Below are 12,925 nucleotides of genomic sequence, written 5' to 3' on the forward strand. Positions count from 1 at the left end.
GATCGATTGGATGGCGGCATGCTCCAGGTTCAAAACGTCTTCAAAAGCTACCTCACCCCGCAAGGCCCGTTGCCGGTGCTGCAAGGCATCGACCTGACGCTCAAGCCCGGCAGCAGTCTGGCGCTGATGGGCGAGTCGGGCAGCGGCAAGAGCACGCTGCTGCACCTGATCGCCGGGCTCGACAAAGTCGACAGCGGCATCATCAGCAGCGGCGAACATCGGCTGGATCGCATGAACGAGGCGCAACTGGCCAATTGGCGGCGCACGGAAATCGGTCTGGTGTTCCAGCAGTACAACCTGATCGGCAGCCTGCGGATCGAGGACAACCTGGCGTTTCAGGCGCGGCTGGCCGGGCGGCATGATCCGCGCTGGCAGCATCATCTGGTGCAGCGCCTGGGGCTGGGCGAGTTACTCAAGCGCTATCCCGAACAACTCTCCGGCGGCCAGCAACAGCGGGTCGCGCTCGGCCGGGCGCTGGCCGCGCAACCGAAGCTGCTGCTGGCCGACGAGCCCACCGGCAGCCTCGACGAAGCCACCAGCGACGAAGTACTGCGGCTGTTGCTGGAATTGCTCGACGACACCCCGACCACTTTGCTGATGGTCACCCACAGTCAGCGCGTGGCGGCGCGGCTGGCGGAGCGCGTGGTGCTGTCCAGCGGTCGGTTGACGTGAAGGTTTTCCGCCACGCGTTGATGGCGCTGCTCAGTCACTGGCGGCGCCATCCGGTGCAGTTTTTCAGCGTGCTGACCGGTTTGTGGCTGGCCACCAGCCTGTTGACCGGGGTCGAAGCGCTCAACAGTCAGGCGCGGGACAGTTACGCCCGGGCCAGCCAGTTGATTGGCGGCGAACCCCAGGCCAGCCTCAGTACGCCGAACGGCGCGACGTTCCCGCAACAATGGTTCGTTGATCTGCGGCGTCTGGGCTGGCCGGTGTCGCCGGTGCTGCAAGGGCGCCTGATTCTTAAAGGCCACGAAAATCAGCGTCTGCAATTGATGGGCATCGAACCGGTGTCGTTACCGGGCGACAGCGCGGTGGCCGGGCAGGCGATGCCAATCGAGCGCATCGTCGAGTTCTTCAGTCCGCCGGGCAGCACCTGGATTTCTCCCGAAACCTTGCGGGCGCTCAACCTCGCCGAGGGCGCGACCCCGGCCAGCGAAACCGGCCAGACGCTGCCGCCGCTGCGGGCGCAAACCGACATGGCCCCCGGCGTTCTGCTGGTGGACATTGGCGTCGCTCAGCGCGTACTCGAACAACCCGAGCAACTGTCACGCCTGCTGCTGCCAAAGGATTTTCACGCTGACATCCCGGCCGCGTTCAAAGGCCAGTTGCAGCTCAAGAGCAGTGGCGAGGAAAACAACCTTGCGCGACTGACCGAAAGCTTCCACCTCAACCTCGATGCGCTCGGGTTTCTCTCGTTCATCGTCGGCTTGTTCATTGTCCACGCGGCCATCGGTCTGGCACTGGAGCAACGCCGGGGATTGCTGCGCACGTTGAGGGCCTGCGGGGTCAGCGCGCGGATGCTGATCGCTTGCCTGATCGTCGAACTCGGCGCGCTGGCGTTGATCGGCGGGTTGTTCGGCGTGGTCAGCGGTTACTGGCTGGCGAGCGTGCTGTTACCGGACGTCGCGGCCAGCCTGCGCGGTCTGTACGGCGCGGAAGTGGCGGGGCAGTTGCGCCTGAGTCCTTGGTGGTGGTTCAGCGGCATCGGCTTGAGCCTGCTCGGCGCGTTGCTGGCCGGGGCCAACAGTCTGCTGCGTGCAGCGCGACTGCCATTGCTGGCGGTGGCGGATCCGCAGGCCTGGCATCAGCAACATGCGCGCTGGTTGCGGCGTCAGGGTTGGGTCGCGGGTATCTGTGCAGTGATTGCGCTGGCGGCGTTGGTGTGGGGCAACAGCCTGGCCAGTGGGTTTGTGTTGATGGCGGGGCTTTTGCTCGGAGCCGCGCTGGCGCTGCCGGTGTTGCTCAGCGCGCTGCTCAACGGTTTGCTCGGTCGCAGCCGCTCGGTGCTCGGGCAATGGTTTCTCGCCGATTGCCGCCAGCAATTGCCGGCGCTGAGTCTGGCGTTGATGGCGCTGCTGCTGGCGATGGCGGCAAACATCGGTGCCGGCAGCATGACCGCCGGTTTCCGCCAGACCTTCAACGACTGGCTCGAACAACGGCTCACCGCCGAGCTTTATCTGAACCCAAGCAACCCGGCTCAGGCGCGAGAGCTGTACACCTGGCTCAAACAGCAACCGAGCGTCACCGCGATCATGCCCAACTGGCAGGTTTCGGTGTCGCTGCAAGGCTGGCCGGCGGACGTGTTCGGGATCATCGATCATCCGCACTATCGTCAGCACTGGCCGTTGCTCGAATCTCGAGGAGACGACCCGTGGGCGGCGCTGGCCAAGGACGATGCGGTGATGCTCAGCGAACAACTGGCGCGGCGCTTGAAAGTGACGCCGGGCGATCACCTGTCGATTCCCACACCGGGCGGGTCGTGGTCGCCGCGCATCGTCGGGATCTACGCTGACTACGGCAATCCCAAGGGCCATGTGCTGGTCAACAGCAACCACCTGTTGCGCGGCTGGCCGCAGCTGACGCCAAACCGCTTCAACCTGCGCATCGACCCGTCGAACATTCCGGCGTTGCTCACGGCTTTGCAGGCACGCTTCCAGCTCGATGACAGCCGCATCGTCGATCAGGCTCGGCTCAAGGGCTGGTCGGTGCAGGTCTTCGAACGCACCTTCGCCGCGACCGCCGCGCTGAATAGCCTGACGTTGGCTGTCGCCGGTGTGGCGCTGTTCATCAGCCTGCTGACCCAGAGCCAGAGCCGTCTCGGCCAGCTCGCACCGTTGTGGGCGTTGGGTGTGACGCGGCGGCAATTGATGCTGCTCAACCTCGGGCAAACGTGGCTGTTGGCGCTGCTGACGCTGGTGCTGGCCTTGCCGTTGGGCATCGGCCTGGCGTGGTGTCTGGACGCGGTGATCAACGTTCAGGCCTTCGGCTGGCGTCTGCCGCTGCGGGTGTTTCCATTGCAGTTGCTGCAACTGATGGGGCTGGCGCTGCTGGCGACGTTGCTGGCCTCGGCGTGGCCGCTGTATTCGCTGTACCGCACGCAACCGGCGGACCTGCTGAGGACGTTTGCTCATGAAGACTAGGTTTGCGCTGGTGTTTTTGGCGTTGTTGCTCAGTGGTTGCGATAACTCCGCACCGGAGCAGAAGGGCTTTGCCGGGATGGGCGCTCAGGCGCAGGCGTTTACGCCGGTGGTGCCGGGGGAGGTGTTCAGCTTCCCGGCGGATCACGGCGCCCATGACGGTTTTCGTATCGAATGGTGGTACGTGACGGCCAATCTCAAGGATGCGCAGGGCAACGATTTCGGCGTGCAGTGGACGTTGTTTCGCAGCGCTCTGAACGCCTCGCCGCCGCAGCCGGGCTGGGCCAGCCAGACGATCTGGCTCGGGCATGCGGCGGTCACCTCGGCCAGCGTCCACCATGCCGCCGAGCGTTACGCCCGTGGCGGCGTGGGGCAGGCCGGCGTGCGTGCAGCGCCGTTCGAGGCGTGGATCGATGACTGGCGTTTCGTCAGTCAGGCGAGCGATCCGCTGGCCGACCTGCAACTCAGTGCCCGGGATAAAAACTTCAGCTACCAATTGCGCCTGACCTCCAGCCGCCCGCTGGTGCTGCAAGGCGACAAGGGTTTCAGTCAGAAATCCGAACAGGGCCAGGCGTCGTATTACTACAGTCAGCCGTTTTTCCAGGCCAGCGGCACCCTGCAGATCGACGGCCAGACCTACACCGTCAACGGCCCGGCCTGGCTTGATCGTGAGTGGAGCAGCCAGCCGCTGACCGCCAACCAGACAGGGTGGGACTGGTTCTCCCTGCATCTGGACAGCGGCGAACACGTCATGCTGTACCGCATGCGCCAGAAGGAAGGGGCGCCGTACCTGACCGGCACGTGGATTGCCGCCGATGGCCAGACCGAAACCCTGCACGCCGAGCAGATCAAGCTGACCCCGAAGGACACTGCGAAGGTCGCCGGCCGTTCGATGCCGGTGCGCTGGTCGATCGGCATTCCGGAAAAAAATCTGCAGATCACCCTCGATGCAATCAACCCCGACGCCTGGATGAACCTGCGCATTCCGTATTGGGAAGGGCCGGTGCGCCTGAGCGGCAACCGGGGCGGGCAGGGTTATCTGGAGATGACCGGGTATTGATTCCACGCGCCGTGCCGCGAAGGAATCGATTGGAACTCTGTCCAGGATGCCCCCTCTACCGAGGAACATGGCCGAGGATCCGATCCATGAGCGAGGAACTGAAATCTCCAGACCTGACGACCTGGCAGCAGATGTTTGACGATCAGACGTACTGGCAACAATCCCCGGATGCCCATTACTTCGATCTGCAGCGCATTGCTGACGATTTGCTTGGTCAAGGTGCCATTGATCTTGAGCAGTGGCAGATCCTCAGAGCCAAGGCCGATGACCTGCACAAGGACTCACCCGCCGTAAACGTTGCGCGGGAACTCGATGACCCGGAAGCCTGAGGAGGTACGACATGAAGACTGTTCCTGATAGCGAGCACCCCGACGAACCTCGTCCGCCGGGTGAAACCGAGCGCGACAACGACGCGCTGCGCCCCACCGATCCCAAACAGCGGCAGAGCTCCGGTAAAGGCACCCCCAGTGGCGAGTCAACCGCGCAGGACACCGCGCAACGATCGCGGAGCAAACCCTGAAGGGCGTCTATGCTCAGTGGCACATCCGTCGCTGACCGCGTTGGCGATGGGTGCTGCCATCCATCACAGGGAATGTATCGCTTATGAAGCTCCAAGCACTGACGCACGCCATTGCACTTGCCACTGTCCTTTCTACTGCCAGCTTTTCGGCGGTGGCCGCCGATATACCGCTTTCGGCCGCTGTCGAGGCCGACCGGGTCACCACCAAAGTGCTGGCGGTTGACCCGGCCAATCATCAAGTGGTCCTGGAAGGCGCGGAAGGTCGCCAGGTGCACATTCAGCTCAGCGACAAGGCGAAAAACCTCGGTAATTTGAAAGTGGGCGATCTGGTCCAGATCGAGGTGACACGTTCGGTCGCCGCTTATCTGGACACCGACGTGGATAAAGGTCTGCCAGGCTCTACCGAGCGCACCGGTGAGCTGCGCAACGCCGTGGGCACCAGCAACCCCGGTGGCGAGGCTTTCCGTCAGGTTCAGGTGCAACTGAAAATCACCAAAATCGATTTGGCGACAAACCAGGTCACCCTGGAAAACCCTTCAGGCCAGTCGAAAACCCTCAACGTCGAAAAGCCTGAGATTCAGGCCAAACTGAAAGATTTGAAAGTCGGGCAAAGCGTCGTGGTCACTTACACCGATGTATTAAAAGTGACCAGTCAGCATGAAAGTTGAGTATTGACTCTACAGAATGGCTGTTCTTGTACAAGTAATTGTATGAGAACAGTCATATGAAGTATTCGAGGTGGTGATGTCAGAAAGTTTGTCGGGAAAAATCGGTAAGCAATGTCCTTTAACTTTTCAGTACATAAATTTCATCTTCAATTAGCACGACATATCCGCCAACTTCCATTAAAATCCCTCCCGTTCGCCCAGTGTCAGGGCTCTTTACCGGTGCATGGATTGCCAGGCCATTACACTGGGCGAACACCTCCTCGGAGTGGAAGCCAAAGAATTCAGATGCAAAAAGGGCGACTTTGAAGTCGCCCTTTTTTATTGTCTTACGATTTGGCGGGTCGCATGCGCTGTTGTAACTGAAGGCGCTTGAGCGTTTCCTGATACATGGTGGTGCGGCGGTGCTGTTTGCCGTATCCACCGATCGCGGCCACGGTGCCGGCCTGGATGTGATCCAGGTAGCGGAAGATCGTCCGCGGCGAGAGGCATTTGATGCCGTAGCCAAGGTTGCTTAAACGATCCTGCAGCGTGTATCCCGGGACCCGGTCGTCCATCGAAAAATGCAGCCCGTGAGCCTTGATCAGCCGTGCATTCCACAAGGTGCAGAAGCTTTTCAGGTGAGTTTCCCGGTAGGGTTTTGGATCTCGGGAGGACAACCCCAAGTGCTGTTTTGCCCGGCGGAAATAGTGTTTGAAATAACGCGAAGACAAACGCCAGGTGTCTCTAAGGACGCCGCGATCCAGTTGTTCGACGCAACCGACCGCCGCTGTATCCAAAGATTGCATGCACTCATTCATCATCATCGAAAAGACAGTACTGTCAAAAACGAAAGTGTCGGTGTGCAGCAAAAACAGGTAATCGGTTTCAACTTTCGCAAGTGCCAGATCAAGTGCCTTGCCATGAGCAATATGCCCCGCTTCCTTGCCGGGAGAAGGGCGCTCGATCAAGTTGATCCAGTCCAGAGACCGCAAGTAAATCAGGCTTTCATCGGCGGAATCGTTGTCCACCACCCACACCGGAATTTGATTCTCCTTGACGTACTGCTGGAGAAACTCCAGGCACATCCGGGTTATTTCCGGCGTCTTGTAATTGACCAATACAAGGCTGAAGGCGGGCAGTTGTTTTGAGGTGGAATCGATCGCACTCATGGTCCGGGCTCACTTCAAGTTGAAGGGTTCTGCTGACGGCAATCAGCACACAGAACCGCTGCTTTGTGGCCCGGATGGTAGGGACGCAACCTTAGTTCAAGCTTAATTTCTAAGCGCCCGGGCCGGGCGACTTGTTACGGCTTGCGACACCGGCGAGGCGCTTGGCGATCAAGCGCGGTTCCACGGTAAGATGCGCCGCCCTTTCAAGTTCAAGGAAGACAACGGCCCGCGCCGTTCGCCAAGGATGAAACCACTTTCCCTCTACCACCCGGCCCTTTACTGGCTGCGCGTGTGGCAAAAAAGACTGTTCCGCCACATCGCCTGGCACTGCTCGAGCAAACGCTACGCACGGCCTGCCACGACGTCCGAGCGGCTGCCTTACCGCTACCTCAAACACACCTCAAAACTGATCCGTAAACTCGGCGACTCCGACCTCGCGCTGCAACACAACAAAGTCATCAACCTCAAACTCGCCGTCGCCGCCATCGACGGCGTCACCATCGCCCCCGGCGAATATTTCTCCTTCTGCCGCCTCGTCGGCCGCCCGACCCGCCAACGCGGCTATGTCGAAGGCATGGAACTCTCATTCGGCGAAGCCCGCACCGGCATCGGCGGCGGCATCTGCCAACTCAGCAACCTCATCCACTGGATGGCCATTCACTCACCGCTGGTCGTCATCGAACGCGCCAACCACAGCTTCGACCCCTTCCCGGACGACGGCCGCGTCCTGCCATTCGGTTCCGGCGCGGCAATCTTCTACAACTACATCGACCTGGTACTGCACAACTCGACGGATCGCAGCTTTCAGCTGAAGCTGAAGGTGGGGGAGACGCAGTTGGAGGGGGAATTGTTGTGTGATCGGGAGCGGGCGTATCGGTATCACGTGTTTGAGGTGGGGCATCGGTTTGTGCGGGAGGGGGAGCGGGTGTATCGGGAGAATGAGATTTGGCGGGAGGTGAGGGAGAAGGGGCAGGTGGGGGCGTTGGTGGAGAGGGAGCGGTTGTATGGGAATCGGGTGGTGGTTAAGTATGAGGTTTTGGAGGGGATGATTGAGGGGGGATAGCGGTGATGTTGTTTTGGTCAGTTGGTTTATTCCATATATCGGAAGCGTTTATCGATACTAGCTTTCCAGACTTTTCGATATGTTCTCTAGCGCTATTTTGAACTCTTCCCAGTTTTTTGCTTTTTCACAATTAGTCGGATTTTGCCAGTCTTGATTGCGGATTAGAGAGATAACAAAGGAGCCGCGAGTGCTGAATTCTGGATACCATCCGATATCGAGTACTTGCCCGCATGGGAGGATCGATTGGACAAAGGGGGCAGATGTATTTTAAATTTTAATCAGCAAAAAATAGATCTGAGAATCATCTGGCCGGCCTCCCCACCTCACGGAGGTGGCGCAAAATTCAAGGTGCGAACTTAGTCTTTTGCGTAGGAGGCCGTGATGAAATTCTGTGGCATAGACCTGCATTCGAACAACAGTGTTGTGGTGGTTACCGACGAAACGGATCGGGTACTGGTCAGTCGACGCTGTCCCAACCAGCTAACGCCAATCCTTTCGCTGCTCGAGCCTCACCGTGCTGAACTGGTTGGCGTCGTGGTTGAGTCCACCTACAACTGGTATTGGTTGGTCGATGGCCTCAAGGCAGCGGGCTTTGAGGTGAAGCTGGCCCATCCCGTGGCGATGAAACGCTACGACGGTTTGAAGCATTCTGACGACAAGGATGATGCGACTTTCCTGGCTCATTTGCTGCGACTCGGGATTTTACCGACCGGATATATCCATCCGCCGCAAGAACGTGCGCTGCGAGATTTGGCACGCAAACGTATTCAACTGGTACGCAGCCGGACTCAGCACATTCTGTCCGTCGAGAACATCATGGCGCGCCAGTTTGGCCAGCGGTTGAGCTGCAATGAAGTCAAAGGGCTGTCAGCCACATCCGTCGACAGGCTGGGCCTGCCGACGGATGTGGCTCTGGCAATGAAAGCGAATGTCGCCATTGTCCAGGCATTGCAGACCCAGATTGATTTCTTGAAGAGCGATTACTGCACGAAGCCCGTCTGCGCCCGGAGTTTTCCTTGCTGAAAACGATGCCCGGGATTGGCGAGGTACTGGCCACGATCATCATGCTGGAAACCGGAAATATCGAGCGCTTTGCCGACGCAGGCCACTTCGCCTCTTACGCTCGCTGCGTAAAAAGTGCGCATTACTCCAATGGCAAAAAGAAAGGTGAAGGCAACGCCAGGAACGGCAACGCTTATTTGATCTGGGCCTATATCGAAGCGGCTAATTTCGCCCGGCGCTTCAGCGAAGATGCCAAACGCTTTTTCGAGAAGAAGAAAGCCAAGACCAACGCCGTGGTCGCTACCAAGGCGCTGGCACACAAGCTGGCGCGAGCGAGTTATCACATCCTGAAGGAGAAACAGCCTATTGATGCCAGACGCTGTTTCGCCTGAGGGGCGAATCAGGTGATGGTCGGCCAACCAAAAGGGACTGGGCCCGAACCACTAAATCTGAGTGGCGACTGACCATCACTGCCTGAGTGTGTTGTAACCGGGTCGTCTGCCAGGTGAGCCAGCTGGGACTGGACGTGTGTTTTGCACGAGCCACAGTTCTGTAACACGTTTTGGACGCATTGGCGGCACCAACGTTTCTCTGGGGCAGTTAACTGCCAGGGCGGTGCAGGTTGTATCGCTACCGCTTGATCCAAATGGGTGTCTGGCACGACTCGTTCGTAGCCAATGAAGAGGAAACGGGTTCGACGGGTTCAACCGATCAGGTTGAGTTGGAGAGCAAACCCTGCAGTTGAAAACTGCAGGGCGCGGTGGCTTTTAACCTTGACTTGAGACCGGCTAATGGGTGTCCCCTTTGGATTAGAAGAATAAATAAGTTTTCTCTGGTTATAGGCCTCGTTGGTGAACTCAGTTGCGAAAGTAGAGCTCGTCGATCTGCCGTCGTCGAATCGATAAATACTCTTCCCAGATTTTCGGAAAGTCTTCGTCGCGGGTAAGGGGGAAGGTCAGGTAAATGTGTTTACCACTAACGCTAATATACTGCCTCGTCCGTTTGAATGCGGGTTGCTCGTGAACTGATACACTCTCATCATAACCATCGTGGCGCTGCTGGATGCTGATCCGGTGCGGAGCAATCATTCCTCGTGAAAAGTCGATGACCCAACTGCTGTCCACAGCAGTGGTGAGGTAACCGTACACGCCATTGTCGGATAAGCGAATACACGATCTAGCGTGTACGCCCTCATCATCGTTTACCAGTACGATTTGGTCGTTGAAATAATCGATGCGGCTTTGATTAGGACCTGTTAGCAGAAGACCCCAACCCTCTGCTCCCATATGGAATTCACCTGTATTGTTAAATTCTGCAATCCAGTCATTCGGTAGGATGATTTTGTGTCTGCTCATATTGAGTATTTAGTTGCTTTAGTGGGTTCAAAAAAAAGGGGAATTTGTTTCTTCAAATGAAAATGAATCTGTCTTTTTAGTTATTTGGTTCTATGAAGGATGGATTTGTTAACTTTGGTTGTGTTAGAGGTTGGTGATGTTGTCTGGGCCTCCACTGTTGATAAGTATATTGATCCGACGATTGAAGAGTTCAAGCTCTTCAGGAATGTTGTGGGTCGTAACTGCTTTTTTGAGAAAGGATATTGTTGCCGAGATTGTTTGTTTATCATTGTTGTCAGCGTCTCGGATCAGATCGAATCCATCCTTCGAAAGATGGGGGTGCTTGGTTCTTAAGTAGTAATAGCAGCCGATGTTCTCAAGAAGGTCGTGTGCATCGGCTATCGTAAGTTCTACAGTGCTTAGATACGAGCTAAATGCGTTTTTCAGTACATATGTGGAGTTATTCAGTGATTTTAAAAATACGCTCGAATCCTGCCAGTTTCTGATATGTAGCTGAGTTCCCCAGTCGGGGTCTCTCGTGAAATACTCTCCTTTGCCCCTAAAATAATCTGGAAACTCGTGTTTGCTTAGCGCAATTTCAAAGTTGCTCGTCATTGTGCGTACTTAGTTTTTCATATGAAAAGGGGGAAGATTTATTTTTGCTAAAGAAAATAAATCTATTCCCTTTGGATTAGGTTTGTCGCTACTCTTTGTATGTGAATGTGCCTCTGAAAGTGATTTCTTTGCCTCGGATTACGCGGGCTGGTGGATTGCCTTGAAAAGTGAAGTCGTATATTGCAATAAGAGTGTCTATCGTTTGATTGGTAGGCTGAATATTCTTTGATTTTATGTCTGAGGATATATCGGAGTCGTAAGAAAAGCCTTTAATTGCGCTCTCGAGAGAGTCGGTGTTTTCGACTTTGTCGGCTTCGATAAAATCATTATCTATAAAGCCAAGTGAAAACGCATTTGTGAACTCGCATCCAAGCGAGTCTCCATCTTCTGAATATGCCGGCAACATTATTTCCTGGAGTGTTGACGGCTCCCAACCAGTTTTTGCAGTCCAGATTGAGACTGTTTTTGTTTCTACCATTTTTTGTGCCTTAATTTTTGAGACCTGAAGGAAGGGAGTCAACGCCACCGTCTAGTCTTCTGCCAGCCCATTCATTGAGTCCTTGGCGGAACTCGCCATAATCTTTCGAATTGTCAATTACTTTAAGTATTTCATTGTGTGCTTTTGTAGACCCTTTGCCTCCATGATGACCAGTAGGGTTTACAAATTTCACGTCACTAATTGCGATCCGTAGCTCATATATCTGTTCAGCACTCACGCCCCAGCGCTTGAATGTGTCAGCTCTCGAAACCATGAAAGTTAAAAGGGGATATAGTTAAAAGGGGACAGATTTATTTTCTTTAGCGAAAAATAAATCTGCCCCCTTTGATTCCTTGATTTAGTTCTATTTAAAGTTGCGCGCTGCTGGCTTTTTTTAGAAGGTTTTCAAGTTCTGGATAGGATTCGAGTTCTTCGTGGTTTAGAGAGTTAATAATAGCTTGTATTTTTTTTGCGTATTTATTCTCGATTGGGACTTCACTCCAGTCCAGTTCTGAGGCAGAGACTATTAATACTTCGGTAAATGGAGAGTCCAAAAGTTTCTTTAGAATTTCAATTGCCTGGGTGGAGCGATTCTCTCCAAGTGCCGCAGCACTTCGCTCCTGCCAATACTCTTCCCTTGATAGGATCGTGTCATTAAGCCGGTTCCAGTCTTCAGCGCTGAATTTTCCTAGAACTCCTTTGGCTACCTGCTCTGTAATGTATTCATTCCAGTTAGAATCCTCGCTTTGTCCCAGCCAGTAGTTGTATTCATCGAAGGCCTTGCTGTCCATGATTTGTCTCAATTCAAATAGGAGGCGACATAGGTGAGTCGCCAGCTGGGAAGGAGGATGTGATAACGCCGTCGTCTTTGAGTACTTGCCACTGCACGCCGTCAACTGTTTTTGTATGCAAAGTTGTGGTGACACCATCAACTTCTCGCATGAAAACACCAGGTGTTGCTGCTACCTCGTCGGTCACCCAAAGTATCTTTTCGTTGCTCCAGGTTTTAGGTGCGAGTGTATGCTTTCCACCTTTTTTGGCGGACATGCCAGTAGTGCCGTCTTTTCGTTCAAGAATCATTTTGAAGTCTTCGACTTTTATCGTACCGTCCGGATTTGTCAGCAAAACGTTCATTTGGTGGTCGGGAGATGTCAGTACCTCAGAGGAGTGGCCTCCAATTGGTTTGTTACTATTTGGACTGCGAGTGCCGAACAGTATTTTGTTCTGCATCTGTGCTGGAATTGGGCCAGTGTATGGACGATTGTACGGGTCCGGTGGAGCTTTTCCTTCGTCATGTTCAGATTTTTGAGAGTCGTCTGACTTTTAGGAGCGATAAGGGACAGATTTATTTTCTTCAGCTAATAATAAATCTGTCCCTTTTGGATTGTTTACCAGAGATCAATTCGGCCGCATTTGAACTCGATTAGGTCGCCAGTATTTATGCCTCCGGGTAAGTAATCATCGATTAATAATTTGATTCCACCCACGGCCACCAGATGCTCTGATGCATTTATTACTCTGGCAATTACTTTTCGAGATAGTCCAGGTTTTTCTGTGTTCCAGATCCCTACTGGTGACTCGCTTTCGCAGATCATTGCTTCTTTCAACGAAAAAACATGCAATGGATCATTTATTGTTTCTCCAATGTTCGCGCTGCATGGTTGAGAAAATGCAACGCAGGTAAAGTTTCCGTCGCTGATCTCAACTTCCGCCTCAGCCGAATCTCTGGATATCCAACTGATGTCCTTTATTAACATTTCTATTTCTCTGGTTTTAATCCGTACGGAGACTTCCATCCGATCTGAGGGTTTGCTCCGATCGTGTCTGTTTTTACCGATTTCGGTTGTGCTTTCCACCCTAAACTCGGAGCTTTATTTTCAAAGAATGAAATGGGTTTGAG

The 12,925-nt window shown here is 55.0% G+C and carries 16 protein-coding genes; 9 read left to right on the forward strand and 7 right to left on the reverse strand.

The annotated features are described in order from the left end of the window. The first annotated feature begins 18 nt into the window (after positions 1-18). From ABFB52_RS11560 to ABFB52_RS11585, 6 genes are all read left to right on the forward strand, one after another. Positions 19-672, forward strand: a complete 654-nt coding sequence (locus ABFB52_RS11560) for an ABC transporter ATP-binding protein (RefSeq protein WP_102718586.1) — start codon at positions 19-21, stop codon at positions 670-672. Further along, positions 669-3,140 carry an FtsX-like permease family protein gene (locus tag ABFB52_RS11565; protein ID WP_129973916.1) on the forward strand — a complete coding sequence of 824 codons (2,472 nt, stop codon included), beginning with the start codon at positions 669-671 and terminating at the stop codon, positions 3,138-3,140. Before ABFB52_RS11560 ends, ABFB52_RS11565 begins: the two co-directional genes overlap by 4 nt. Then, positions 3,130-4,197, forward strand: a complete 1,068-nt coding sequence (locus tag ABFB52_RS11570; RefSeq protein ID WP_129973915.1) for a lipocalin-like domain-containing protein — start codon at positions 3,130-3,132, stop codon at positions 4,195-4,197. Before ABFB52_RS11565 ends, ABFB52_RS11570 begins: the two co-directional genes overlap by 11 nt. A gap of 86 nt (positions 4,198-4,283) precedes the next feature. After that, entirely contained in the window at positions 4,284-4,526 is a 243-nt protein-coding gene (locus tag ABFB52_RS11575) for a hypothetical protein (protein ID WP_007956199.1), read from the forward strand. A gap of 11 nt (positions 4,527-4,537) precedes the next feature. Then, positions 4,538-4,717, forward strand: coding sequence for a hypothetical protein (locus ABFB52_RS11580; protein WP_129973914.1), 180 nt, complete (start codon positions 4,538-4,540; stop codon positions 4,715-4,717). An 83-nt stretch (positions 4,718-4,800) separates the two neighbouring features. Next, complete coding sequence (locus tag ABFB52_RS11585) at positions 4,801-5,385, forward strand: hypothetical protein (RefSeq protein WP_129973937.1); 585 nt, start codon at positions 4,801-4,803, stop codon at positions 5,383-5,385. A gap of 326 nt (positions 5,386-5,711) precedes the next feature. On the opposite strand, the gene ABFB52_RS11590 is transcribed toward ABFB52_RS11585, so the two are convergent. Then, positions 5,712-6,533 carry a glycosyltransferase gene (locus ABFB52_RS11590; protein ID WP_129973913.1) on the reverse strand — a complete coding sequence of 274 codons (822 nt, stop codon included), beginning with the start codon at positions 6,531-6,533 and terminating at the stop codon, positions 5,712-5,714. A gap of 244 nt (positions 6,534-6,777) precedes the next feature. On the opposite strand from ABFB52_RS11590, the gene ABFB52_RS11595 reads away from it, so the two are divergent. The 3 genes from ABFB52_RS11595 to ABFB52_RS11605 all read left to right on the forward strand — a co-directional run bounded on the left by ABFB52_RS11595 (position 6,778) and on the right by ABFB52_RS11605 (position 8,990). Next, positions 6,778-7,596, forward strand: a complete 819-nt coding sequence (locus ABFB52_RS11595; RefSeq protein WP_346836139.1) for a VanW family protein — start codon at positions 6,778-6,780, stop codon at positions 7,594-7,596. 381 nt (positions 7,597-7,977) lie between these two features. Continuing rightward, on the forward strand, positions 7,978-8,619 hold the full coding sequence (locus ABFB52_RS11600) for a transposase (protein WP_256656696.1): 642 nt from the start codon (positions 7,978-7,980) through the stop codon (positions 8,617-8,619). Further along, positions 8,613-8,990, forward strand: a complete 378-nt coding sequence (locus tag ABFB52_RS11605) for a transposase (RefSeq protein ID WP_256656697.1) — start codon at positions 8,613-8,615, stop codon at positions 8,988-8,990. Before ABFB52_RS11600 ends, ABFB52_RS11605 begins: the two co-directional genes overlap by 7 nt. A gap of 465 nt (positions 8,991-9,455) precedes the next feature. Here ABFB52_RS11605 and ABFB52_RS11610 read toward each other — a convergent pair whose 3' ends face one another. The 6 genes from ABFB52_RS11610 to ABFB52_RS11635 form a co-directional block, all read right to left on the reverse strand. Further along, positions 9,456-9,953: a hypothetical protein gene (locus ABFB52_RS11610; RefSeq protein ID WP_129974319.1), complete on the reverse strand. Its 498-nt coding sequence runs from the start codon at positions 9,951-9,953 to the stop codon at positions 9,456-9,458. A 123-nt stretch (positions 9,954-10,076) separates the two neighbouring features. Then, a complete protein-coding gene (locus tag ABFB52_RS11615) occupies positions 10,077-10,547 on the reverse strand; it encodes a hypothetical protein (protein ID WP_129974320.1) in 471 nt (156 codons plus the stop codon). 88 nt (positions 10,548-10,635) lie between these two features. Continuing rightward, positions 10,636-11,073: an immunity 22 family protein gene (locus ABFB52_RS11620; protein ID WP_240868189.1), complete on the reverse strand. Its 438-nt coding sequence runs from the start codon at positions 11,071-11,073 to the stop codon at positions 10,636-10,638. A 320-nt stretch (positions 11,074-11,393) separates the two neighbouring features. Beyond that, complete coding sequence (locus ABFB52_RS11625; protein WP_085748419.1) at positions 11,394-11,816, reverse strand: hypothetical protein; 423 nt, start codon at positions 11,814-11,816, stop codon at positions 11,394-11,396. 13 nt (positions 11,817-11,829) lie between these two features. Then, the gene (locus tag ABFB52_RS11630) at positions 11,830-12,255 is read right to left on the reverse strand and encodes an EndoU domain-containing protein (RefSeq protein ID WP_240868204.1); all 426 of its coding nucleotides are present in this window, start codon (positions 12,253-12,255) and stop codon (positions 11,830-11,832) included. Positions 12,256-12,413: 158 nt separating this feature from the next. Next, positions 12,414-12,881, reverse strand: coding sequence for a hypothetical protein (locus tag ABFB52_RS11635; protein WP_346836128.1), 468 nt, complete (start codon positions 12,879-12,881; stop codon positions 12,414-12,416). Positions 12,882-12,925: the final 44 nt, after the last annotated feature.

It is taken from the genome of Pseudomonas sp. 9.2(2024) (assembly GCF_039695385.1).
GTDB lineage: Bacteria > Pseudomonadota > Gammaproteobacteria > Pseudomonadales > Pseudomonadaceae > Aquipseudomonas > Aquipseudomonas paraglycinae.

What these genes read in the sequence shown, in the direction of transcription:
- ABFB52_RS11585 (WP_129973937.1), top strand. Translation starts at nt 4,801, where the DNA reads ATGAAGCTCCAAGCACTGACGCACGCCATTGCACTTGCCACTGTCCTT.
- ABFB52_RS11595 (WP_346836139.1), top strand. Translation starts at nt 6,778, where the DNA reads ATGAAACCACTTTCCCTCTACCACCCGGCCCTTTACTGGCTGCGCGTG.
- ABFB52_RS11575 (WP_007956199.1), top strand. Translation starts at nt 4,284, where the DNA reads ATGAGCGAGGAACTGAAATCTCCAGACCTGACGACCTGGCAGCAGATG.
- ABFB52_RS11600 (WP_256656696.1), top strand. Translation starts at nt 7,978, where the DNA reads ATGAAATTCTGTGGCATAGACCTGCATTCGAACAACAGTGTTGTGGTG.
- ABFB52_RS11630 (WP_240868204.1), bottom strand. Translation starts at nt 12,255, where the DNA reads ATGCAGAACAAAATACTGTTCGGCACTCGCAGTCCAAATAGTAACAAA.
- ABFB52_RS11560 (WP_102718586.1), top strand. Translation starts at nt 19, where the DNA reads ATGCTCCAGGTTCAAAACGTCTTCAAAAGCTACCTCACCCCGCAAGGC.
- ABFB52_RS11580 (WP_129973914.1), top strand. Translation starts at nt 4,538, where the DNA reads ATGAAGACTGTTCCTGATAGCGAGCACCCCGACGAACCTCGTCCGCCG.
- ABFB52_RS11610 (WP_129974319.1), bottom strand. Translation starts at nt 9,953, where the DNA reads ATGAGCAGACACAAAATCATCCTACCGAATGACTGGATTGCAGAATTT.
- ABFB52_RS11570 (WP_129973915.1), top strand. Translation starts at nt 3,130, where the DNA reads ATGAAGACTAGGTTTGCGCTGGTGTTTTTGGCGTTGTTGCTCAGTGGT.
- ABFB52_RS11615 (WP_129974320.1), bottom strand. Translation starts at nt 10,547, where the DNA reads ATGACGAGCAACTTTGAAATTGCGCTAAGCAAACACGAGTTTCCAGAT.
- ABFB52_RS11590 (WP_129973913.1), bottom strand. Translation starts at nt 6,533, where the DNA reads ATGAGTGCGATCGATTCCACCTCAAAACAACTGCCCGCCTTCAGCCTT.
- ABFB52_RS11625 (WP_085748419.1), bottom strand. Translation starts at nt 11,816, where the DNA reads ATGGACAGCAAGGCCTTCGATGAATACAACTACTGGCTGGGACAAAGC.